A 23,875-nucleotide genomic window follows, 5' to 3' on the forward strand; every position below is an offset into this window, starting at 1 on the left:
CCTTACCCATGCCACGCGATGAATATCAGCGCCGCCATGCACGCCATGGCCATCACCACCGGCGCGGATGCCATGACGCCACCCGGCCGCAGGTCATCCACGTATCGCGCCAGCAGCGGCCATGATCGACCCATCCGCCGCCGCAGGCGCACGTAATCACGCAGGCACCGCCGGCGCATCGCGGGCATCACCACCATGTCCAGCAGCATGCGCGCGGGATTGCCCGGCCCCACCTGCGTCAGCGGGTCGCCAAACACCATCCACGGCGGCACGGGGGGCGCGCCCTGCTGCCAGCCCGCGACCTGACGGGCGGGCGTGGGACAGGCCATGCGCCGCAGCACCACAACCACGCCCCCCACCAGGGCCACCAGCAGGCACAGCCGCGCGGGATGCAGCAACGCCGCACCATCGGGCGAGGCCAGTGCGACATTGTCCACCAGCGGCCACGTCATGCCACCCGGCCCATGACCCGCTACCAGCCCGAGCCAGTATCCCGGCCAGATGGAGGCACACAGCACCGGCAGCACCGCCAGCAGCAACGTCGCCATTTCCCACCCCGACGGATCGGACGCCCCGGCACCGCGCGGCGTGCGCGGCCTGCCGCACAGCATGACCGCGACAATGCGCACGAGTGCAAGCATACGCACCGCCCACCCCACCCCCAGCGCCAGAAGCGCCAGCAGCAACGGCAGGTCCGCCCCCAGCCCACCACCACGCGGCATGGCCGCCAGCAGGTGCAGCAGCATCCAGATAATGGAAAAGCCCAGCAGGGGCGGCAGCCCGCTTTCCGCCAGAAGCCCGATGGAAAACAGGGCCGACAGGCGCGGCATCAGCACGCCCAGCCCCCCCAGGCGGCACAGCACGAGGGCACCGGCCTCGCGCTCCATCGCATCCATGGCGCGCGCCATGAACATCCATGTCAGCAGCGTGCCCACAACCAGCATGAACGTGCGGCTGGCGCATGTGGCCATGGCAGGCAGGTCATCGGCGCGGGCCAGCAGGCCCAGCCCGGCCAGCACGATCACCAGCGCACCCGTGCCCCCCAGCAGTCCCGTCATGACCCTGCGCCCGTCGCCCGCGCACAACGCCCGCCACGACGCTGTCATGTACAGCAGGCAGCCCGCCACGATCAGCACGCCACCCCAGCGCATGTCCGCCACCATGCCACCGGCAGGCAGGCGCCCCCACAGCGCCATGGCGGCGACCATCGCGGCGATATCGGCCATATGGAAGGGACGCAGCCCGCGCGGCGACACGCGCGGGGAAAAGGAAAGGCCCAGCAGCCCACGCGTGGCCAGCCAGCACAATCCGGGCAGCAGCCAGCCCGCATGGGCCGGAAACACCAGCACCGCCACCATGAGCAGCAGGGCAATCAGGTCAGGCGCCTGTCGCACGTCCATGCGTGGCATATCGTCATGCGGGACGCGCGCGATCAGCACCCATCCCGCCCCGATGCAGGACAGGACCGGCCCACCAATCACCGCAAGGGCCGCGCCGGCACAGGCCGCAAGGTCGCGGCCACGGGATGCCGCGAACCCCACGATGCCCAGCGGCGCCAGCAGGGCGATATCATGCGTATCATTTGAAAAACCGCCCCATGGCACCCCCCCGCCGGGCAACGCGACCCCAAGGCAGGACAGGACGGCCATGACGCCCATGGCCAGCCACCCGCCGCGCAGGACGGGCACCATTCCCGCAGCCAACCGTGGCCAGCAGACCGGCAGAATCCCTGCCGCCCCTACCAGCAATACGGTTACGACAAGGATGACAGGAATGATGACGCCCCTCCGGCATGCGCCCGGCAGGCCGGGCGGGTCAGATCATGGCCAGCGGCTCCTTTCGGCGCGGCGGCGCTATGGCTTCATCAATCTCCGCCAGATCATCGCGCGTCAAGGTGATCTCGGTCGCGGCAAGGTTTTCGTGCTGGTGGCGCGGGCTGCCCGCCTTGGGAATGGCCAGCACGTTTTCCTGCCGCAGCACCCATGCCAGCGCGATCTGCGCCGTGGAGGCCGGCCCGAGGGACGTCGTATGCCGCTGCGCGATACGTTTCAGCACAGGCGCGCGCAGCAGGTCGCCCCCCTGCCCCAGCGGGGAATAGGCCATTGTCACGATGCCCGCGTCCCGGTCACGCTGCAGCAGATCGAATTCCACGCCACGGTAATCAAGGCTGTACAGCACCTGATTGGCGGCACAGGGCGTGCTGGCCGGTGTGCTTTCGACTTCACGCATGCCATCGGCGTCGAAGTTGGACACACCCCAGCTACGAATCATGCCCGCGTCAATCAGGTCATCGAATCCGGCCAGCGTTTCCGCCAGCGGCACACTGCCGGGCCAATGCAGCAGGTAGAGGTCAAGATGGTCGGTGCCCAGACGCTTCAGTGACGCGGCACATGCCTTGCGCACGCCATCGCGCGATGCGTTGGAGGGAACGACCTTGCTGACAAGGAACACGTCGTCGCGCCGCCCGCGTATCGCCTCGCCCACCAGTTTTTCGGAACGGCCGGAGCCATACATTTCCGCCGTGTCCACCACGCGGATACCCGCGTCGAGACCCGCATGGATGCTTTTGATTTCATCCGCGCGACGGCTGTCGCTGTCCCCCATGTTCCATGTGCCCATGCCCAGCGCGGGCACCGTTGTACCATTGGGGAAAGTAACCGTCTTCATTACGCAACCTGCCTTTCGTCCATGCCTTCCCCCTGCCATGGCGAACAGGGGAACTATTTACGACGCGCCCAGCCCTTGGGCTGCTGTTGCCAGTAGCTCAGTTCATGGCTGCCTTCGCGCCATGCCACCCAGCGTTTGCGCGCAGCCGTGACGGCGGCTTCATCATGGCCATCAAACAGGTCGAACACCCGTTCGAAAGGGGAAAGATCGGGGACTTCCACCCCGTCCAGCAGGAAGGCGAAGGTGGCGCCATTGGGCACGTCCCCGCCTTCCGTCAGCCAGATCGGCTGCCACTGCCCATGCCCCATGGCCTGCGTGCCATGGGGAAGCCATAGCGGGTCGGTCGCCCGCCACAGCCCGTCATCCAGTTCCTGCACCCGCTGCGCTGTCGCACAGCGGACCACGGCCCGCTTGCCCGCCGCCAGCGTGCGACCCAGCAGCGCGGGCAGGACCGCCAGCGCCGGTGAACGCGTCAGGTGATAGAAGCCGATCTGCGCCATGGAGTTCCCTGTTCCGATCCGGCCTGCCGCGCGGGGCAGGCATTACCCTTCGTAATACATGCCGACCATGCGATCGAGCAGGCGCACGCCAAAGCCGGTCGCACCCCGGGGCGCGTGCGATGTCGGCTTGGATGTAAACGCCGTGCCTGCGATGTCCAGATGCGCCCACGGCACATCATTCACGAAGCATTCAAGGAACTTGGCCGCCGTGATCGACCCGCCGGGACGGCCACCGATGTTCTTGAGGTCGGCGATGTCCGACCGCAGCAGTTCAAGGTAGGCTGCGTCCATGGGCATGCGCCACAGCTTCTCGCCCGTCTGTTCCCCCGTGGCCGACAGATGGCCCGCCAGTGCGTCATTGTTGGAGAACAGGCCCGCGCGCTCGATGCCCAGGCTGACCACGATCGCCCCGGTCAGGGTCGCAAGGTTGACCATGAAACGCGGCCGGAAGCGGTCCTGCGTGTACCACAGCACGTCAGCCAGCACGAGACGGCCTTCGGCATCGGTGTTCAGCACCTCCACCGTCTGGCCCGCAGCCGTGCGCACCACGTCGCCCGGACGCTGCGCATTGCCCGACAGCATGTTTTCCACCAGCCCCACGACACCGACGGCGTTCACCTTCGCCTTGCGGCCCGCCAGCGCCGCCATGGTGCCGACCACGGCGGCGGCACCGGCCATGTCGGTCTTCATTTCGTCCATGCCGGCGGCGGGCTTGATCGAGATGCCGCCCGAATCAAAGGTCACGCCCTTGCCAACGAAGGCCACCGGGGCATCGCCCTGCGCACCGCCATTCCAGCGCATGATGACCGTGCGCGGCGGCGCGTCACTGCCCTGCGCCACACCCAGCAGCGCGCCGAAGCCCAGCTTGTGCATGGCGTCGCGGTCCAGCACCTCGACCTCCACCCCAAGGTCACGCAGGGCGAGGATGCGCTGTTCGAATTCCGGCGGGCGCAGCATGTTCGCGGGTTCGGATACAAGGTCGCGACACAGGCAGACGCCGCGCGCCACCGCCGAAAGCGGCTGCCATGCCGTGCGCGCATGTGCGGGATCGGCACAGGCCACGCTTACGTCCGTCAGCGGTCCTGCATCGCCCTTGCGCGGCTGGGTACGGTACGAATCGAAACGGTAGCTGCCCAGCACGACGCCCAGTGCCACATGGGCGGCCAGGTCGGGGGCCACCGTATCCGCCACCACCACGCCGGCCGTTCCCGCATCGGACAGGCCGCGCGCGGCCGCGACACCTGCCTGTTCGGCCACGGTGGCATCCAGCGCATCCACCTTGCCCAGCCCCACCAGGACCACGCGGTCATAACCCGCGCCGGGGGCAAGCACGACGCAGGTCTTCGCGGCGTCGAAACCGAATTTTGCGGCCTTTGCCGCACGGGTCAGCGCACCACCCACCGCCGCGTCCAGCGCAGCGAAGGCCCCCGCGGGCGCGCCGGGGGCGGCAAGGATGGCAATGGTGCCGCTGGTGGGCAGGCTTGCATCGGAAAAGGCGATATCGAGCATATGGATCACGGTGCTCCGCTACGAAGGTGTTGGGCAGGCAGGATAAATTCCCGTGCCAGCACGCCGCGCCCCGGACCGATACAACCCTGTCCGGAGCCATCGGCACCGATAAGGGCATGACGGCGCGCCATGAGTAAGCTAATGCGAACAGCATGAATACGCCATCCATGCCAGCATATGAGGACGGATTCCTTCTGGATCTGGCCCTGCGCCTTGCCGATGAGGCCGCCGAACTGATCCGCGCCATCCGCGCACGCGGGTTCGCGACCAAGGTCAAGACCGACAGTTCCCCTGTGACCGAGGCCGATCACGCGGCGGAAAAACATATCCTTGCGGGGCTGCGCGCCCATGCCCCCGCCATTCCCGTCGTGGCGGAGGAAGAAGTCGCCGCTGGCATCATGACCGATACCGGGCGGGAGTTCTGGCTGGTGGACCCGCTGGATGGCACGCGGGAATTCGCCGCCGGGCGCGACGACTTCACCGTCAATATCGGCCTTGTGCGCGATGGCCGCCCGGTGCTGGGCGCCGTGGCCCTGCCGGCCTACCACCAGCTATATGGCGCGGGCGCCGGGCGCGGGGCCTTCCGCATCGACGCCAGTGGCACGCAGGCCATCCATGTCCGCAAGCCACCAGCCGAGGGGCTGACCGTTCTGGCGTCGCGCCATTATGCCGATGACCCGCGCCTGAAGGAATTCCTGGGCGGGCATACCATAGCCCACCTGGGCAATATCGGTTCGGCGGCCAAGTTCATCCGCGTGGCCGAAGGGGTGGCCGATCTGTATCCCCGCCTCGGCACGACCATGGAATGGGACACCGCCGCCCCGCAGGCCGTTGTCGAGGCCGCCGGCGGCTCCATCACCACGCCCGATGGCAAGGTGCTGGGCTATGGCAAGGCAGGCTTCCGCAACCCGCATTTCCTGTGTCGCGGCGCGGCCTGACCCGGGGCCATGCACACACGCCTGCTGCATAACGACCCGCAGGGGATCGCCACCGCCGCAGCGATCCTGCGCGCGGGCGGGCTGGTCGCCTTCGGGACGGAAACGGTCTACGGCCTTGGGGCGGATGCGGGCAATGATACCGCCGTCGCCGCCATCTATGCCGCCAAGGGGCGACCGGGCATCAACCCGCTGATCAGCCATTTCGCCAGTGCGGACGCCGCCTTCGCGCAGGTGGCGGCCACGCCGCTGGCGCGCAGGCTGGCCGAACGGTTCTGGCCCGGCCCCCTGACGATGGTGCTGCCGCGCGCGGCGCATTGCGGCATTTCCCCCATCGCCACCGCGGGCCTGCCCACCGCCGCCGTGCGGGTCCCGGCGGGGGACGCGACGCAGGCGCTGCTGGCGGCATGCGGGTTTCCCGTCGTGGCGCCCTCGGCCAACCCGTCGGGGCGGGTCAGCCCGTCCGACGCGCAACATGTGCTGGCGGGACTGGATGGCCGCATTGACGCGGTCCTTGACTGCGGCCCCTGCCGCGTGGGCGTGGAAAGCACGATCATCGGCCTGGGTGGCGACACCCCTGTCCTTCTGCGCCCCGGCGGCATCACGCTGGAGGCGCTGGAGGATGCATGCGGCATGACGCTGGCCCTGCCCGCCCGCGGCAATGATGTCCGTCCCAGCGCCCCCGGCCAGCTTTCGTCGCATTACGCGCCCGGCCTGCCGGTGCGGCTGGAGGCGACGGCGGTGGAACCCGACGAGGCCCTGCTGGCATTCGGCCCCCCCCTGCCCGGCAGCGGGCTGTCATGGAACCTGAGCGCCACAGGTGATTTGCATGAAGCGGCAGCACGCCTCTTCGCGGGGCTGCGGTTTCTTGATATGGAGGGGCACCGCCGGGGACTGGTCAGGATTGCCGTGCAGCATGTGCCCGAACATGGGCTGGGCCGTGCGATCCGTGACCGCCTGATCCGTGCGGCCAGCCCGCGAGCATAATAGTTTCAACCGCATGATCCGATCCCGGTGCCCCTGAAATGAGCGACACAATCGACCCCAAGGAACTGAAAATCCTTTCGGATATCCTTGCACTCGTACTGGAAGAGCATGCTGGCCAGTCGGAAAACGCGCTGGCTGCAATCCGCACGCGGGCGAAAAAGAACCAGGTGACGGGCGGCGCGCTGAAAAACCTGTTTGCCGCCATCGCCCCCAATCCCCCCAAAAAGGCACCGCCAAAGCCCCGCGCGCCCCGCGCCACGAAGGCCAGTGCGGCGGCCGCGAAGGAGATTCAGGAGTCGCACCAGCGCATTTCCCAGCTGACGGAAAGCATCCGCCGGCTGGATACCGAAATACGCGATCTGAAGGTGAATAATGAGGCGCTGCAGTTCGAACTGAACCAGACGCGGCAGGCCCGTGCCGAAACGCAGGCCGCCCTGTCATCCGCCGTGCAGTACCGTCCCCCCCGCGCCGTTCGGGCCTGCTGGTGGCGGCGGCGGTGGGGGCCCTGACCGGCTTCGCCCTGACCGAAACGTGGCACCTGTTCATGTCCGGCAGCCCCGCGCAGGCCAGCGCCACCTACCCACCCGTCCATCATCATGGGCAGGCCTGGCTCATGCCGCCCGCCCATCCCCTTCTTGCAGGAAACATGCCGTCATGACCGTCTCCCCCCCCACCACACCGGCACGGCAGGACCTGATTGCCCGTTTTACCGACATGCTGGGACCCGTGGGCGTGATTACGGGCGAAACCGATACCGCATCCTACTGCACCGACTGGCGTAACCTGTACCACGGCCGCGCGCTGGCGGTGCTGCGGCCCGCCAGTACGGAAGAACTGTCACGGCTTGTGCGGTTCTGTAACGAACATGACGTGCCCATGGTGCCGCAGGGTGGCAACACCAGCATGGTGGGCGGCGCCACCCCCGATGGCAGCGGGCATGAAGTCGTCATCTGCCTGTCGCGCATGAACCGTATCCGCAACATCGACCCCAATGACCTGACCATGGAAATCGAGGCGGGCGCCACGCTGAAGGCGGCGCAGGACGCGGCAAGGGAAGCCGGGTTCATGCTGCCGCTGTCCATCTCGTCCGAAGGATCGGCGCAGATTGGCGGCGTGCTGGCCACCAACGCGGGTGGCAACAACACCCTGCGTTACGGCAATGCGCGTGAACTGGTGCTGGGGCTGGAAGCGGTCATGCCCGATGGCGGGGTGTTCCATGGCCTGCGCCGCCTGCGCAAGGACAATACGGGCTATGCCCTGCGCCAGTTGCTGATCGGGTCCGAAGGCACGCTGGGGTTCATCACCACGGCCATCCTGCAGTTGCACCCGCAACCACGCGCGATCGAGGCCGCCCTGTGTGCGGTGGATGACGCGCAGGCGGCGCTGAAACTGCTGGGGCTGCTGCGCGCGCGCGACCCAGCGCTGCTGCAGGCGTTCGAGTTCATGTCCGGCACCGGCATGGACATGGTGATCGACCTGATCCCCGGCACGACCCTGCCGCTGGGGGAACGGGCCCCTGCCTACGTGCTGCTGGAACTGGCCACCCCCCGCCCCGACGCCGACCTGCGCGAATATGCCGAGGACGTGCTGGGCGATGCGCTGGAGGAAGGCATCATCACCGACGCCGTCATTGCCGAAAGCGAGGGCCAGCGCACCGGATTGTGGAAACTGCGTGAGGAACACGCCGAAGCCCAGCGCCGCGCGGGTGCCAGCGTCAAGAACGACGTATCGGTGCCCGTGACCCATGTGCCCGAACTGATCACGCGCGCGACCGTGGCGTGCGAAAAGCTGATACCGGGCATCCGTCCCGCCCCGTTCGGCCACATGGGCGATGGCAACATCCACTTCAACCTGGTCCAGCCCGAAGGCATGGCGCCCGACACGTTCCTGGCCCGCAGCCATGACATCATGGATACGGTGGCGGCGATCGTTAAGGAACTGGATGGTTCGTTCTCGGCCGAACACGGGGTGGGGCAGCTCAAGCCCTACATGATGCCGTCATGGCGCGGCGGGGCGGAACTGGCGGCCATGCGCCACATCAAGACCGCCCTGGATCCGAAAAACCTCATGAACCCCGGCAAGGTCCTGCCGCCCGTCACGCCGGGGACATGAGGCCGTCACCCTCTGCACGGCAGAGTGAAGGCTGGGGCCAACCCCAATGCATGAAGGGATCACCCCTTTTGCACCGGCGGGAACAGGGTTAGACAGGGGCATGCCTGCCGTCCGCCCCGTTCCTGACCGCCTTGCGCCGCGCCTGTCGATTCTGGACAGCTACATGCTGCGCCAGCTTCTGCTGGCGCTGGTGGCGACGACGGGCGCGCTTGTGACGCTGATCTGGCTGACCCAGTCCCTGCACTTCGTGTCGCTGGTGGTGGGGCGCGGGCTGTCGCTGCGCGTCTTTCTGGAACTGACCAGCCTGCTGATCCCCTCCTTCGTCGCGGTCATCCTGCCCATCACCACGTTCGTGGTGGTGCAGTTCATCTACCAGCGCCTTGGCACCGACCGGGAACTGACGGTCATGCAGGCGGCCGGGCTGTCACCTGCCATGATGGCGCGGCCCGGACTGGCCTGCGCCGCCATCGCGACAGCGACGTGCCTGGTGCTGAATGTCTGGATCGTGCCGGTTTCTTACCATGCCTTCCGCCAGTACGAATTCCAGATCCGCAACCGCATGGCCGCCTTCCTGGTGCAGGACGGGGTGTTCACGCAGGTATCGGACAACATGACCGTGTATATCCGCGCACGCGACAAGGACGGCACGCTGCACGGCATCATGGTGGAAGACGACCGCACCCCCGGCGCCGAGGCCACCATCCTGGCGGAAGAAGGCAACCTGGTCATCATCAACGACCAGCCACGCGTGGTGCTGTTCAACGGATCGCGGCAGGAAATCGACAGCCATACCGGGCGGCTGAACGTGCTGACCTTCACCCGCAACACGATCGACCTGTCCAGCCCGCATACCGCGCATACGCGCCTGCCCGACGCCAATGAACTGCCGATCTCGCAACTGCTTCACCCGGACATGCGGCTGTATTCGCGCCGGGACGAAAGCAAGATGTTCATCGAGGCATGGCGCAGGCTGAGCACCCCCTTCTGCGCCTTTTCCTTTGCCATGATCGGGCTGGTGGGGGCGATGGGCGGCAGCTATTCCCGGCAGGCCAGCATCATGCGTCCGGTGCTGGCCATACTGGCCGTGGTCGCGGTGCAGGCATTGACGCTGCTGGTGCAGAACCTTGCATCGCGCAACCTGCAGCTCATGCCGCTCATGTGGGTGTGCACGATCGGGCCGGGCGTGATCTGCGCGGGCATCCTGTTCTGGCCCGAACTGCGCGCCGACCGTGAAGCCCGGGCGATCGCGGGCGGCACGCGCCCATGAAGCCTGCCTTCACGCTGTCGCTGTACATCGCCCGGCAGTTCACCTATGCCACGGTGTCGGTGATCGCCTTCCTGACCGGGCTGATCACCATGTTCGACTTCATTGACCTGCTGCGCCGGGTTTCCACCCGTCCCAACGTGCCGACCTCGCTGGTCAGTGAGATCGCCTTCCTGCACATCCCCTTCGCCTGTCTTGAAATCCTGCCCTTTGGCATCCTGCTGGGCGGGATCATATGTTTCTGGCGGCTGGCGCGTTCATCGGAACTGGTGGTGGCGCGGGCGGCGGGCATTTCGGCATGGCAGTTCCTGGCGGGGCCGGTCACCTGCGCCGTGCTGATCGGGACGTTGGCCACCACCTGCATCTCCCCGCTTTCATCGGTCATGTACCGGCGGGCGGAAATGCTGGACCGCCAGTTCCTGCGTGACAACAATGGCAAGTCGCTTAACCTGAGCGGGGGGACGCTGTGGCTGCGACAGGGGGATAACGGGCTGGTGGACCATGGGGTGGACATCATTCACGCACGCCATGTCAGGCTGACGGGCAGCGTGCTGCATATCCGCGGCATCACCATTTTCCGGCTTGGTCCCGATGACAACCTGCTGACCCGCATCGAGGCCGACCGCGGCTATCTGGGCAAGGAGCGCTGGGTGCTGGAAGGGGCGCGGCAGCTGCGCCCCGATGAACTGCCCGTCGACATGGGCGAAATGACGCTTCATGCCGACCTGACGCTGGCAGGGGTGGAGGAAAGTTTCGCCTCGCCCGATACATTGTCTGTCTGGGCGCTGCCGGGCTTCATCCGGCAGCTGAAACGCTCTGGCTTTTCCACCATCCGCCACCGGCTGCATTTCCAGACCCTGCTGACGCTGCCGGTGCTGTCGGGCACCATGGCGCTGGTGGCGGCCGGTTTTTCCATGCGGCCCGCGCGGCGTGGCGGGGTCATACGCATGATCAGCTTCGGGGTCGCGGCCGGTTTCGCGCTGTTCGCGCTGTCCAAGATCGCCGCCCAGTTTGGTGAAACGGGCACATTGCCGCCCCTTCTTGCCGCGTGGGCCCCCACCGGGGCCGGGCTTTGTCTTGCGGTCACGCTACTTCTTCATCTAGAGGACGGTTAATGGACCGTCCTGCTCCCCTCATGCGCGCGCCGTCATCGCCACGGCTTTCTGCCGTCCTGCGGCAGTTCCCGCGCGGGTTGCTGCTTTCGGCCACCATGCTGGGGGGGATGATGTGCGCGCTGCTCCCCGGGACAGCCCAGGCGGATACGCCACCCGACGGTCCCAGGCGCAGCAGGCCCATCCACGCCCCGAAAAGTCAGCCGCAGGCGCCCGTCACCTTCTCAGGCACGGTTTCCAATACCGACCCGATGACGTTCCAGGCCGACCATGTCGCCTATGACAGCCGCAACGGCATCGCGACATGGACCGGAAACGTGCAGCTGTGGCAGAATGACCAGATCATGCGCGCCGACAAGGTGGTGTATGACCGCAACACCGGCATAGCCTCCGCCCGGGGCAACGTGGCCATGGTGGAACCAGACGGCACGGTGCTGTTTACCGAATATGCCGAACTGAGCAACGGCATGCGTGACGGCATCATGACCCGTCTGTATGTCCGCATGCAGGATAATGCACGCATGGCCGCGAACGGCATGCGCCGCACCGGCGCCAAGGTCAACGACCTGACGCGCGTGGTCTATACGGCGTGCGAGATATGCGCCCGCCACCCCGAACGCGCGCCGTTCTGGCAGCTGCGCGCCTATGACGCCACGCATGACATGCAGCACAAGCGGCTGGAATTCCGTGACGCATTCGTGGACTTTTTCGGGGTGCCGATTTTCTACCTGCCCGCCTTCTCCATGACCGACCCGTCGGTCCGGCGGCAGAGCGGCTTCCTGACCCCCGGCTTCACGCCACATGACCGTTACCTGGGCACGTATGTCACCATTCCCTATTACTGGGTCATCGACCGGCAGTCTGACGTAACGCTGCAGGGCCTGTTTTCCACCCGCACCGGGCCGGAGCTTACGGCAAACTACCGGCGCTATTTCAGCAATGCGCGGCTGAACCTGACCGGTGGCATCGCGTACGATACCCATCATGACACCGACTACGTCAACACCTTCGGGCAGGAGGTGGACAGTTCGGGAAACCATGGCGTACAGGGCTATATCTTCGCCAATGGCCAGATTTCGATAAACAAGACGTGGCGGGCCGGGGCGAATATACGCTGGGCCAGTTCGCCCAATTTCATGCGTGACTACCGTGTCAGCGGATACGGGCAGGACACGCTCAATTCCAACGTCTACCTGGAAGGGTTCGGCACGGGATCGTATTCCCGCCTTGATGCCGAAGGCTACCAGGGCATGAACCAGGGCGTCATCCACAACCAGGACCTGCCGTGGGTGCTGCCGCGCTACACCTACAGCTATTTTGGCCAGCCGGATTCGCTGGGTGGGCGGTTCAGCCTCGATACGACGGATTTCTACGTCTATCGTGAAAACGGGACATCGGACCAGCGCGGGCAGCTTTCGCTCAACTGGGACCGGCCGTTCCACAATTCGCTGGGACAGATATGGGACCTGACCCTGCATGTTGAATCGGCCATCCACCGCGCGACCGAACTGAACCAGCAGCCCAACTACGCCCGCACCACCCGCGCGCAGGTGGAGGGACAGGTGCTGCCCACAGTCGGCCTGAAGATGAACTGGCCCTTCCTGCGCAGCTTCAACCACAATACCGGCACCCAGATCCTCGAACCCATCGTACAGTTCCTGGCCGCGCCCAACACGGGCAACAGCACGTCGCGCAACATCCCCAACGAAGACAGCCTGTCGTATGAATTCACGGATTCCACGCTGTTCTCGCTCAACCGCTATGCCGGCACGGACCGGCTGGATGGTGGCCTGCGCGCCAATGTCGGGCTGCATAACAACTGGACATGGAACGGCCACCAGATCGACGTGCTGATCGGTGAAAGCTTCCAGGAACATATCGACCACAACCGCCTGCCCTATTCCGGCCTGAACCACCACCTGTCGGATGTGGTGATGGGCACGCATATCGTACCCAACCAGTTCTTTGATTTTGACGGCAAGATGCGGCTTGACCCCTATGGCGGCAAGGTTGACTTCGCCGATGCGCTGGGCAGCGCGGGCTTCAGCCATTTCCGTGTCACGGGCGGCTATCTGTTCGAACCGGTCACGCCCTATTATTATTATGCCCAGCGTCCCTACACCACGGCGGCGCCCGACATCTATTACAAGCCCGTCAGCGAACTGACGGTGGGGGCGGCGTCCAACTGGGACAACTGGCACATTGCCGCCTACCTGCGCCGCAGCCTGTCACGCAAGGAAAGCGTCGCGGTGGGTGGCGACGCGGGATACCAGAATGACTGTTTCGGGCTGGATGTCATGTATCTCAAGCAGTACACCACGATTGGTGGCCAACAGAGCAATTCAACCGTAATGTTCTCCCTTACGTTCAAAACCATCGGTACATTTGGTATCAATGGCTGACCTGATGCGCGAAAGACCGAGCTGGATGTCCTTCTTCCCCACCTCCCGTGGCGCTGTCCCCTCCCCTGCATCGCGGCGGGGCCGCATGGGCCGCACCCTTGCGGCAACCCTGCTGGCGTGCGTGGCGCTGGTGGGTCATGAACAGGCGGCCAGCGCCCGCACGGCCCGCGCCATTGCCCAGCAGGCGCAGGCGGCGGAAGACCAGGACGCCATCATCGCCACCGTGAACGGCGCGGTCCTGACCAAGCGCGATGTCGATACGCGCGGACGGCTGTTTGCCCTGTCATCGGGGCTGGATGTCAGCGACGACGTGATGCAGCGGCTGCGCCCGCAGATCGTGCGGCAGCTGATCGATGAAAAACTGCGCATGCAGGAAATGCTCGACCGCCATATCAACGTGCCGATCCAGCAGATCGGGGACGCCATTGCCGGCATCGAACAGCGTAACGGCATGCCCCAGAACGCCCTGCGCAACAAGCTGGCGGAAGATGGCGTCTCGCTGACCACGCTGATTGACCAGATCCGCGTGCAGATCGGCTGGTCGCAGGTGCTGCGCCAGGAAACGGCCGAACATGGCCGCATTACCGCATCCGAGATCGAGCAGCGCATGGCCGCGCTGAAGCGTGAGGATGGCAAGCCGGAATACATGATCAGCGAGATTTTCGTACCGGTGGAAGATCCGCGCCACACGGAAAACGAACTGAAATTCACCGAAACCATCATTCAGGAACTGCGTGCGGGCGCGCCCTTCCCCATTGTCGCCGCCCAGTTCTCGCAGGGGCAGAGCGCGCTGGATGGCGGCATGATGGGCTGGACACAGGAAGACGGGCTGGATCCGCAGGTGGTGGACGTGGCGCGCAAGATGCCTGATGGCGCCATTTCCAACCCCATCCGCGTCGCGGGTGGCTATGTCATCGCCACCATTGCCGAACGGCGGACGGTCGGCCACCAGATGGCCACCATCCTGACCATCCGGCAGGTTTTCTTCCCCTTCGACGCGCCCCTGGATCCGGAAAACCCGACCGACCAGCAGAAAGCGACGCTGGACACCGCCACGGCGTTCGCCAACGAAGCCAAGAACTGTGACCAGATGGAAGCCGAGAACAAGAACCTGGGGGAAAAGCACCCCAGCGATCCCGGCGAACTCATGCTGAACCACCTCAACCCCCAGATGCGCGAAATCCTTGAGCCACTGGGCCCGGGCAAGACCAGCAAGCCGCTGGTTTCAAGCGAAGGCATCCTGGTGCTGATGGTCTGCACCCGTGATGAGCGCAACATCGCCATCCAGACCCCCAGCCAGATTGCCGACCACCTGATGAACGAACGCGTGGAACAGACATCACGGCAGTTGAACCGTGACCTGCAGCGCCGCGCGATCATCGACATGCGCTCCAAGACCTGATCGGCCCATGACCATGACCGAACGGCCCCGTGGGCTGGAACCCCTGCGCGAGACCATTGCGCGGCACGGGCTGGATGCGCGCAAGGCGCTGGGGCAGCACTTCCTGCTGGATCCGGCCATTACGGCGCGTATCGCGGCGCTGGCGGGGGATCTGGCGGGACAGCACGTGGTGGAAGTCGGCCCCGGTCCCGGCGGCCTGACCCGCGCGCTGCTGGATACCGATGCCACCAGCATTGTCGCGGTGGAGGTGGATACACGGGCGGTTGCCGTCATTACGGAACTTGCCGCCCTTGCGCCCGGTCGCCTGCGGATCATCGAAGCCGACGCCATGCGGTGCGACCTGACCACGCTGTGTCCCGCCCCGCGCCAGATCATTGCCAACCTGCCCTATAACGTCGGTACGCCGCTGCTGGTCGGGTGGCTGCGGCAGGCGGCGGCGTGGTCGCGGCTGACATTGATGTTCCAGCAGGAAGTGGCCGAACGTATCTGCGCCGCTCCCGGTTCGGCGCATTACGGCAGGCTGGGCGTGCTGGCGCAGTGGACGTGCCGCTGTGGCGTGCAGATGCATATTCCCCCCGGCGCGTTTTCCCCGCCGCCCAAGGTCCATTCCGCCGTGGTCGGGCTGATCCCCCACGCGCAGCAGCCCGATACGGCCGTTTTTCGCGCCATGGAACAGGTTACGGCGGCGGCATTCGGCCAGCGGCGCAAGATGCTGCGCGGCGCGCTGAAATCCATCGGGGGGGAAACCCTGCTGGCTGAAGCGGGCATTGACGGCAGCCGCCGGGCCGAGACACTGGATATTGCAGAATTCGACCGCCTGGCCCGCCTTCATGCCCGCAGGGCCGCGACGCCGTCCTGATCCGGCACAGCCATGGGCTGCGGGGCGTACATGTAATCGCGCGACAGGGGCACGGCATCGATTTCGCGCACCAGTTGCAACTGGAAATTCAGGTGCCCCTGCACGCGAAAGGCCAGCTCGGACACCACAAGGTAGAATTCGAACATGCGGCAGAAGCGTTCGTCATACAGCCGCGCGACCTGCTGGCGCCGTGCCGCGAAACGGCTGCGCCAGTGGGCAATGGTGCGCGCGTAATGCAGGCGCCAGATCTCGCAATCCGTCAGCCATAGCCCGGCGCGTTCCACGGCGCCGACGGCTTCACTGACCGCCGGGGAATAGCCACCGGGAAAGATGTAGCGGTCAATCCATGGATTGGTCACACCCGGCCCTTCCCTGCGGCCAATGGAATGCAGCACCATGACCCCGTCGGGGCGCAGGGCCGCGCGCATGGTGGCGAAAAACGCCGGGTAATGGGCCACGCCCACATGTTCGAACATGCCGATGGAAATGATCCGGTCGTACTGCCGGCTTACGGCGCGGTAATCCAGCAGTTCAAAGCGCACGCGCCCGTCCAGCCCCGCGGCCCGCGCACGCTGGCGGGCAATGTGCAACTGTTCCACCGACAGGGTAATGCCCGTCACCTGTGCGCCATAATCGCGCGCCAGCGTCAGGGCCATCCCGCCCCAGCCACACCCCACGTCCAGAACGCGCATGCCGGGGCGCGACAGGTGCAGCTTGGCCGCCAGGTGATGTTTCTTGGCCGCCTGCGCCTGTGCCAGCGTTTCATTGCCCGTGGGAAAATAACCGCATGAATACTGCATGTCCCCATCCAGGAAATGCCGGTACAGCCTGCTGTCCAGATCATAATGATGCGCCACGTTCCGCCGGGCGCGCCGCAGGGTGTTATCCTGCAGCCATGTCCGCGCAATATAGCGCAGGGAACCAAAGATCCGTTCCCCCGCGGGGCTGCGCCGCATGACATTGAGCATGAGCACATGCAACAGGTCATACAGCGTGCAGCCCACCGGGCGCAGCGTGCCCGCCATGTAGGCTTCCCCCACCTTCAGCGCGGGATCAAGCAGCAGGGCACGCACCGTTTCCCCATCCGCGATCCACAGGCCGGCCTGTGGCCCGGGGCCACCTACATATACGCGCCTGTCGCCGCCGGGGTAATAGACATCCAGCCGCCCCAGGGTAATGAAATGTGCAAAGGCGCGGTCCAGCAATACGGATGCCATCACTCGTCCCCTTCACGCATGCCCGCCCGGCAACAGGCCGATGCACCCGCCCCGGAAACGACAAAAGCCCGGAAGAGTTTCCTCTTCCGGGCTTTCGCAACCGGTCAGGCACCCCGTATGGGGCGACAGGATCAGGTCAGTCAGGCAGCCGGGGTTTCCTCGACGGCGGTTTCTTCCGAAACCTCGCCTTCGGTTACCGCGCCTTCTTCGGCCAGAACCTGCTCGTCGTCCTGATCGACGCCGATTTCCTCACCACGCGCCTGACGTTCCGCTTCTTCTTCGGAACGGGCAACGTTGACGGTGACCTGCATGGTCACTTCCGGGTGCAGGGCGACGCTGACTTCATACAGGCCAAGCTGCTTGATCGGCTCGGGCAGGATGACCTGGTTGCGGCCGATGGTCAGGCCAGCCTTGGTCGCGGCTTCCGCGATGTCACGGGTCGTGACGGAGCCATACAGGCTGCCGCTGTCGCCAGCCTGACGGATCAGGATGACGGACAGGCCGTGCATCCGCTCGGACAGGCGCTCGGCCTCCTCGCGGTTCTTGAGGTTCTGGGCCTCAAGCTGTGCACGTTCACGTTCGAAACGCTCGCGGTTGTGTGCGTTGGCGCGGATCGCCTTGCCCTGGGGCAGCAGGAAGTTACGGGCATAACCCGGCTTCACCGTGACGATCTCGCCCATCTGGCCCAGCTTCTCGACGCGCTGGAGCAGGATGAGTTCTACTGCGGACATGGTTCTGCCTCCCTCAGCTTACAATGTAGGGCAGCAGGGCCAGGAAACGCGCACGCTTGATGGCCTGGGCCAGTTCACGCTGCTTCTTGGCGGACACTGCCGTGATGCGGCTGGGAACGATCTTGCCACGTTCGGACAGGAAGCGGCTCAGCAGGCGCACGTCCTTGTAGTCGATCTTCGGCGCATTGGGGCCGGAGAACGGGCAGGACTTGCGACGACGGTAGAACGGACGGCGCGCGCCAACCGCAACGCGGCGGGCGGCGGGATTGATCTCGGTTGATTCGGACATCAGCTCTTACTCCGCTTCGGCGCTGGCAGTGGCGTTGGCGCGCTGCTGTTCTTCACGCTCGTTACGGGCGCGGAACTCCTCGCGGTCATCGAAATTACGGCGCGTGCCGCGACCGCTTTCAAACCGGCCGGAGGGCTTGGGCCCACGGAAGCCACGCTCACGCTCGTCACCCTTGCGCGACAGGATGACCGACGGTGCTTCGTCAATCTCATCCACACGCAGGGTCAGCACGCGCAGAACGTCTTCGTTCAGGCTGAGCTGGCGCTCGATTTCCTTGATGGCGGCGGAAGAACCATCCAGGCCCAGAAGCATGTAATGCCCCTTGCGGTTCTTCTTGATACGGTAAGCCAGCGTACGCAGGCCCCAGTATTCACGCTTCTTGACGGAACCGGATTCCGCTTCAAGCTGGGCGGCGATGCCATCGGCGATGGCTTCGACCTGCTGCTGCGACACGTCATTACGTGCAATCAGCACGGTTTCATACAACGGCATTGGGACTCCCTTCGGATCACTTCAACCCCCGCATGGACGGACACGGTCCGCCATGTTGCCACCAGGGCACGGGTATAGCCGGGGACGATGCCACGCACCCGGCAGGGAAGAGGCGGTTTGAAACACAAACCCGGCCAACAGACAAGGAAAAAGTCAGGTCAGCGACCTTTTAATCGGCGCCAGCCACGTAAAGACCGGCGTGGGCCTGACATCCTGCGGGCGGTCATGGCGGAATCCGGTCACGGCCCTGACCAGTTCCAGCGGCACATCAAGCATGCTGCCCGGGCCACGCGGGTCGACCAGCCCCTGTTCCACCGCGGCAAAGGCCTTTTTGTGCAGGTCGGGCAGTGCGTCCGGCGCGTCCCCTTCTATATCCAGATCCAGGTGGTCGTTGTTGCGCCCGTCATGCTGGACGGTCCAGATTTCTTCGCCATTGGCATAGCCTGCGGCCCGGCTGACCGGGTCAACCGTCGCCACGTCGCATGTGACCAGCCTGCCCTCGCGGCACAGGGTCTTGCGGTCATAATCGGAAATCAGGCCACTATCGTTATTGGTGCGGATGACAAACCAGCCGTTGGGAAGGTCCGCAATGGCGTACGGCGCTTCATCATCCGGGTCGGGCTCACCGGTATCGCGCAGGCCGAGGGCGTCCAGCAGCGCCGCGCGATCGACACCGTGGAACTTGTAGTACGACATATCGAAATCCATGCTCTCCATTCCTCGCTGCTCCGGGAGGAGAGATGGTCACGTCATATTGTTATAACAAGTATTGAAATCACGGATCCGTGCACCATGACCGTCTTTCATTCAGTCCAGACGCAGGTGCGCCGGCACCTTCAGCCCCAGCGTATCGGGAATGGTCCAGATTTCATGAATCGTCCGCACCCTGCGAAAACCGGCCCGCCGGTAATTGGGCAGCGCGCGCGGATGGTCAGCCGAACAGGTGTTGACCCGCAGCACCGCCGGATTCATCGCCCATGCCCGCGCCACCATCTGGTGCAGGAAAACCTGCCCGACCCCGCGCCCGATCCATGCGGGCAACAGGCCGAAATAGGCGATATTGATATCGGGGGCATACCGGCTGTCGAGTTCACAGAACCCCGCGGGCGTGTCGCCATCATACAGCACATGCACGCCAATGCCCGGACTGGACAGCAGGGCCGCAAGGTCACCGTCGGGCATGACGCGGCGCAGCCACCAGCAGTAATCCGCCCCCACCGCGTCATACAGGCCACGATACCACGCAACACCGGGGCGAAAGGTCTGCCGGATACTGTAGCCATGTGGCAGGACAGGCGGAATGCCGGGGGGCGCACGGTCCATGCACAGGAACGTCACATCCACCCCGACCCGTGTTCCTTCACCGCCCGGTTCATCACGGGCGGCCGGGCATGGAACCTCAGTTATCATCAAGGAAGGAACGCAGCTTACGGCTCCGGCTGGGATGCTTGAGCTTGCGCAGGGCCTTGGCCTCGATCTGGCGGATACGTTCACGCGTCACGTTGAACTGCTGGCCCACTTCTTCCAGCGTGTGGTCGGTGTTCATGCCAATGCCAAAGCGCATGCGCAGCACACGTTCCTCACGCGGGGTGAGCGAGGACAGCACCCGCGTCGTGGCTTCACGCAGGTTGGTCTGGATCGCGGCGTCAAGCGGGATGACGGCGGCCTTGTCCTCGATGAAATCACCAAGATGGCTGTCTTCCTCGTCCCCGATCGGGGTCTCGAGCGAGATCGGCTCCTTGGCGATCTTGAGCACCTTGCGCACCTTCTCCAGCGGCATGCCCAGCTTTTCGGCCAGTTCCTCCGGTGCGGGCTCGCGCCCGATCTCATGCAGCATCTGGCGCGACGTGCGGACCAGCTTGTTGATCGTCTCGATCATGTGGACCGGAATACGGATGGTCCGCGCCTGATCGGCGATGGAGCGCGTGATGGCCTGGCGGATCCACCACGTGGCGTAGGTGGAGAACTTGTAGCCACGACGGTATTCGAATTTGTCCACCGCCTTCATCAGGCCGATATTACCTTCCTGAATCAGGTCAAGGAACTGCAGGCCGCGATTGGTGTATTTCTTGGCGATCGAGATCACGAGACGTAGATTGGCCTCGATCATTTCCTTCTTGGCGCGCGCCGAATCCCGTTCACCACGCGACACGGTGGCATAGACGCGGCGGAATTCGCCCACCGGCAGGCCGGTTTCCTGTGTCAGTTCAGCCACCTGGTTGCGCAGGCGGATCACCGTCTCGCCATGCTTGGCAAGGAAGTTCTTCCATGACTTGGCCGGCAGGGTGGCGACCATGTCAATCCAGCCGGGATCGAGTTCGCGGCCACGATATTTCAGCAGGAAGTCATCACGTGACACGCGGGTGCTTTCCGCCAGCCGCAGCATGCGCCCTTCCAGGCCGTTCAGGCGCTGGAAGATTTCCTTCAGGTGTTCGACCAGCACCTCGATACGCGCATTGTGCAGGTGAACCTGCTGGACCTTGCCCACCAGTTCCATGCGCAGCTGCTCGTAACGGCTTTCATCATCGGCGGAGATTTCCTCACCCGCCGTGAATTTTTCCAGCCGCTCGGCCTGCACCCTGTGCAACGCGTCGTACAGCGCCTCGACTTCCTCGAACTGTTCAAGGATTTCGGGCTTCAGCTTTTCCTCAAGCGCCGACAGCGACAGGCCGGCCCCTTCGCCTTCGCCCTCACCTTCGCCCTCGGTTTCCTCGGCTTCCTCGTTTTCGGCGCCTTCGTTTTCACCAAAGGCTTCCTCGCCTTCCGTGGCCTCGACGGGGTCGTTGCCGCCGGACTGCATGGCCTCGAGGTCCACGATGTCACGCAGCAGCATCTCACCGGCCTTGAGCCGCTCATGCCACGAAATGATGGCGCGGAAGGTCAGCGGGCTTTCGCACAGACCGCCGATCATCTCGTCCCGGCCGGCCTCGATGCGCTTGGCGATCGCGATTTCACCTTCACGCGACAGTAGTTCGACCGAACCCATTTCGCGCAGGTACATGCGCACCGGGTCATCGGTGCGGCCCAGGCTTTCGGTATCGACGTTACCGGCGGCCGGTTCCTCGCTCTCGCTTTCTTCCTCGGCGGTGTCGTCGCTCTTGGTTTCGGCGGGGGCCGGGGTTTCGGTTTCGTCGTTGTCCTCGTTCTCGACAACCTGCATGCCCATTTCCGACAGGGCCGCCATCACGTCCTCGATCTGCTCGGAGGACATCTGGTCCTGTGGCAGGACGGCGTTGAGTTCGTCGAAAGTGATGTAACCGCGTTCCTTGCCGCGGGCGATCAGTTTCTTGACGGCGCCGGACCGGGTGTCCAGCAGGGTCGTATCGTTATCCTGATCCCCCGAAGCCGTGTCCGTACCCGTGGCTGTCTTTGTCGCCATGCCCGATCAATCCCTACCCAGCAAATCCGTTTACGCAAGCGCGCACACCCTGCCCGCGCACAGTGGCCGTTCCCTTTTCCGCCCGCCGGTATGTAGCGGGACAGGATACGGCCAATCATACCGTTTTCATCTGCTTTTGTCTGGTGCAGGTGGTCGATAACATGGCCGAAGTCAAGGGTTGCCCCGGTTCATTTCATGCATTCGGTCAATTTTCCGCCTTATTCATCAAGGTCGGTACCACCCCGGCGCAGGGTATCAAGCGCCAGCAGGCGGGTGCGCAGGCTGGCCCATGCGGCTTCATCCAGATCGCCCGCGCACATCCGTTCAGTATCGGCGCGAATTTCGGCGGCAAAGCGTTCAACATTCAACAAAGCGTAAAAATGCCACCACTCGTGCCGTGGGTCGGTACCGAACAGGTCGTCATCCCCCTGGCCACCTTCGCGCCGCCCGCGCACGGCCCGCACACGCAGGCATACGTCATCCAGCCCCGCGGTGGACAGGCAGGCCGCCAGTTCATCAGGTGGCGGCAGTTCGCCACGGGCATCATACAGGTCCAGCAGGTCCTCACGCAGCGCGGCAAGATCGGCTGGCAGTTCAAGGCGGCAATAGGCGTCCTGCACTTCATCCAGCACGCCGGGCTGTTCGAGGATGATGGCACTGAGGATGCACTGGCGCTGCAGGTCCGCATCCATGATGGCCACGGGCGACGTGGCGACACCGGCTTTTTTCACGCTGCCGCGCACACCGCTGCGGCGGAAGGTCTGGAAAAAACTGTCCAGCAGGGTGGAGCGGTATTCTGATGCCAGCGCCTTGTCGGGAATCAGGCCCGCGACCTCCACCAGCCTGCGGCGCAGGGCCGCGCGCTGTTCCGGGCCGGGGTTGCGCACGCCCTCGCTCAGCAGGCCGAACAGCACGTCCCCCATCGGGCGCGCCCCCGCGATCAGGGCGGCCATGGCGGCGGGACCGTCCCGGCGCACCAGGCTGTCGGGGTCATCATTTTCAGGCAGGACGCAGAACCGCAGGCTACGGTCCACGTTCAGCAGCGGCAGCGCGGTTTCCGCTGCCTTCACCGCCGCGCGCTGTCCCGCCGCATCACCATCGAAACACAGCACCGGGGCCGGAGCGACCTGCCACAGCGCTTCAAGCTGTTCGGATGTCAGCGCCGTGCCCAGCGGGGCGACCGCGCCGCGAAAGCCCGCCTGATGCAGGGCGATCACATCCATGTAGCCTTCCACCACCAGCAGGTCGGACGCGGCCCCCGTGCCGCGCACGGCCTCCCGCGCGCGATCGAGGCCGAACAGCACCCGGCGCTTGGAAAAAATGGCGGTTTCCGGACCGTTGAGGTATTTGGGCTGGCCATCGCCCAGTATGCGCCCGCCAAAGGACACCAGCCGCCCGCGCCGGTCACGGATGGGAAAGGTCACGCGATTGAAGAACAGTTCGCGCGATGGCGTGCCGTCTTCATCCGCGCGCATCACACCCGCGTCGCGCAGCATGACGGGGGTTATGTCCAGCGCCGCCATTTCCGCCACCAGGCCGCCACGCCCTTCCCCCGACCAGCCAAGGCCGAAGGCGGCGATGGTTTCGTCCGTCAGGCCACGGCCCTGCAGGTAGGCCAGTCCCTCGCGCCCTTCCGGCTGGTACAGCCTGCGCTGCCACGATGCCTGCACCGCATCCAGCACCTCGCCCAGCGTGCGGGCGCGTTCGGCCTGTTCGCGCTGGTTGCGGTCAGGCTTTGGCATTTCCATGCCGGCGGCGGTGGCCAGTTCCTCCACCGCTTCGGGGAAGGAACGGCCCTCGCTCTGCATCACGAAGGTGATGACATCGCCATGCGCCTGACAGCCGAAGCAATGGTAATGGTCATCATACACATAGAATGATGGCGTCTTTTCCCCATGGAAGGGGCAGCATGCCTTCCAGTTCTTTCCCGAACGCACCAGCTTCGTCCGCCGCCCGATAATGGGGGCGATGGGCGTGCGGGCACGCAGTTCGTCAAGGAATGCGGGATCAAGCGCCAT

The 23,875-nt window shown here is 65.1% G+C and carries 22 protein-coding genes; 10 read left to right on the plus strand and 12 right to left on the minus strand.

Going from position 1 to position 23,875, the window contains the following annotated elements:
* Window positions 1-2: 2 nt before the first annotated feature.
* The 4 genes from S101446_RS07190 to S101446_RS07205 form a co-directional block, all read right to left on the minus strand.
* Window positions 3-1,691: a hypothetical protein gene (locus S101446_RS07190; protein ID WP_087608008.1), complete on the minus strand. Its 1,689-nt coding sequence runs from the start codon at window positions 1,689-1,691 to the stop codon at window positions 3-5.
* Window positions 1,692-1,815: 124 nt separating this feature from the next.
* On the minus strand, window positions 1,816-2,667 hold the full coding sequence (locus tag S101446_RS07195; RefSeq protein WP_019084508.1) for an aldo/keto reductase: 852 nt from the start codon (window positions 2,665-2,667) through the stop codon (window positions 1,816-1,818).
* Window positions 2,668-2,720: 53 nt separating this feature from the next.
* The gene (locus S101446_RS07200; protein ID WP_019084509.1) at window positions 2,721-3,167 is read right to left on the minus strand and encodes a DNA polymerase III subunit chi; all 447 of its coding nucleotides are present in this window, start codon (window positions 3,165-3,167) and stop codon (window positions 2,721-2,723) included.
* Between the two features lie 42 nt (window positions 3,168-3,209).
* Window positions 3,210-4,676, minus strand: coding sequence for a leucyl aminopeptidase (locus S101446_RS07205; protein ID WP_026018373.1), 1,467 nt, complete (start codon window positions 4,674-4,676; stop codon window positions 3,210-3,212).
* Window positions 4,677-4,828: 152 nt separating this feature from the next.
* Here S101446_RS07205 and cysQ point away from each other — a divergent pair, with 152 nt between their 5' ends.
* The 10 genes from cysQ to rsmA all read left to right on the plus strand — a co-directional run bounded on the left by cysQ (window position 4,829) and on the right by rsmA (window position 15,749).
* Window positions 4,829-5,614, plus strand: coding sequence for a 3'(2'),5'-bisphosphate nucleotidase CysQ (cysQ, locus tag S101446_RS07210; RefSeq protein ID WP_019090401.1), 786 nt, complete (start codon window positions 4,829-4,831; stop codon window positions 5,612-5,614).
* Window positions 5,615-5,623: 9 nt separating this feature from the next.
* Entirely contained in the window at window positions 5,624-6,598 is a 975-nt protein-coding gene (locus S101446_RS07215) for an L-threonylcarbamoyladenylate synthase (RefSeq protein ID WP_048850421.1), read from the plus strand.
* Window positions 6,599-6,636: 38 nt separating this feature from the next.
* The gene (locus S101446_RS07220; protein WP_244184563.1) at window positions 6,637-7,107 is read left to right on the plus strand and encodes a hypothetical protein; all 471 of its coding nucleotides are present in this window, start codon (window positions 6,637-6,639) and stop codon (window positions 7,105-7,107) included.
* Entirely contained in the window at window positions 7,095-7,256 is a 162-nt protein-coding gene (locus tag S101446_RS18405; protein WP_244184565.1) for a hypothetical protein, read from the plus strand. Before S101446_RS07220 ends, S101446_RS18405 begins: the two co-directional genes overlap by 13 nt.
* Entirely contained in the window at window positions 7,253-8,710 is a 1,458-nt protein-coding gene (locus S101446_RS07225) for an FAD-binding oxidoreductase (RefSeq protein WP_087608009.1), read from the plus strand. Before S101446_RS18405 ends, S101446_RS07225 begins: the two co-directional genes overlap by 4 nt.
* A 100-nt stretch (window positions 8,711-8,810) precedes the next feature.
* Complete coding sequence (lptF, locus tag S101446_RS07230; RefSeq protein ID WP_087608010.1) at window positions 8,811-9,977, plus strand: LPS export ABC transporter permease LptF; 1,167 nt, start codon at window positions 8,811-8,813, stop codon at window positions 9,975-9,977.
* Window positions 9,974-11,089: an LPS export ABC transporter permease LptG gene (gene lptG, locus S101446_RS07235; RefSeq protein ID WP_010506599.1), complete on the plus strand. Its 1,116-nt coding sequence runs from the start codon at window positions 9,974-9,976 to the stop codon at window positions 11,087-11,089. Before lptF ends, lptG begins: the two co-directional genes overlap by 4 nt.
* 20 nt (window positions 11,090-11,109) lie before the next feature.
* Window positions 11,110-13,488 (plus strand): LPS-assembly protein LptD, encoded by a 2,379-nt coding sequence (locus tag S101446_RS07240; RefSeq protein WP_010506601.1) that lies wholly within the window; start codon window positions 11,110-11,112, stop codon window positions 13,486-13,488.
* A complete protein-coding gene (locus tag S101446_RS07245; RefSeq protein ID WP_026019516.1) occupies window positions 13,481-14,890 on the plus strand; it encodes a peptidylprolyl isomerase in 1,410 nt (469 codons plus the stop codon). The genes S101446_RS07240 and S101446_RS07245 overlap by 8 nt, the downstream gene beginning before the upstream one ends.
* Before the next feature lie 7 nt (window positions 14,891-14,897).
* On the plus strand, window positions 14,898-15,749 hold the full coding sequence (rsmA, locus tag S101446_RS07250) for a 16S rRNA (adenine(1518)-N(6)/adenine(1519)-N(6))-dimethyltransferase RsmA (protein WP_053322762.1): 852 nt from the start codon (window positions 14,898-14,900) through the stop codon (window positions 15,747-15,749).
* Here rsmA and S101446_RS07255 read toward each other — a convergent pair.
* The 8 genes from S101446_RS07255 to dnaG form a co-directional block, all read right to left on the minus strand.
* Window positions 15,719-16,966: an SAM-dependent methyltransferase gene (locus S101446_RS07255; protein ID WP_048850414.1), complete on the minus strand. Its 1,248-nt coding sequence runs from the start codon at window positions 16,964-16,966 to the stop codon at window positions 15,719-15,721. The two genes, rsmA and S101446_RS07255, sit on opposite strands and share 31 nt — an antisense overlap.
* A 140-nt stretch (window positions 16,967-17,106) precedes the next feature.
* Window positions 17,107-17,697 carry a 50S ribosomal protein L9 gene (gene rplI, locus S101446_RS07260; protein WP_010506609.1) on the minus strand — a complete coding sequence of 197 codons (591 nt, stop codon included), beginning with the start codon at window positions 17,695-17,697 and terminating at the stop codon, window positions 17,107-17,109.
* Window positions 17,698-17,710: 13 nt separating this feature from the next.
* Entirely contained in the window at window positions 17,711-17,986 is a 276-nt protein-coding gene (gene rpsR, locus S101446_RS07265; RefSeq protein ID WP_007399693.1) for a 30S ribosomal protein S18, read from the minus strand.
* Window positions 17,987-17,992: 6 nt separating this feature from the next.
* Window positions 17,993-18,478 (minus strand): 30S ribosomal protein S6, encoded by a 486-nt coding sequence (gene rpsF / locus S101446_RS07270; RefSeq protein WP_010506612.1) that lies wholly within the window; start codon window positions 18,476-18,478, stop codon window positions 17,993-17,995.
* A gap of 153 nt (window positions 18,479-18,631) precedes the next feature.
* Complete coding sequence (locus S101446_RS07275) at window positions 18,632-19,186, minus strand: hypothetical protein (RefSeq protein WP_087608849.1); 555 nt, start codon at window positions 19,184-19,186, stop codon at window positions 18,632-18,634.
* Between the two features lie 99 nt (window positions 19,187-19,285).
* Window positions 19,286-19,888 (minus strand): GNAT family N-acetyltransferase, encoded by a 603-nt coding sequence (locus S101446_RS07280; RefSeq protein ID WP_087608011.1) that lies wholly within the window; start codon window positions 19,886-19,888, stop codon window positions 19,286-19,288.
* Window positions 19,878-21,857 (minus strand): RNA polymerase sigma factor RpoD, encoded by a 1,980-nt coding sequence (gene rpoD / locus S101446_RS07285; protein ID WP_010506618.1) that lies wholly within the window; start codon window positions 21,855-21,857, stop codon window positions 19,878-19,880. Before rpoD ends, S101446_RS07280 begins: the two co-directional genes overlap by 11 nt.
* Window positions 21,858-22,075: 218 nt before the next feature.
* The gene (gene dnaG, locus S101446_RS07290) at window positions 22,076-23,875 is read right to left on the minus strand and encodes a DNA primase (protein WP_010506619.1); all 1,800 of its coding nucleotides are present in this window, start codon (window positions 23,873-23,875) and stop codon (window positions 22,076-22,078) included.

The sequence above is a fragment of the Komagataeibacter europaeus genome, from assembly GCF_002173515.1.
Taxonomy (GTDB): Bacteria; Pseudomonadota; Alphaproteobacteria; order Acetobacterales; family Acetobacteraceae; genus Komagataeibacter; species Komagataeibacter europaeus.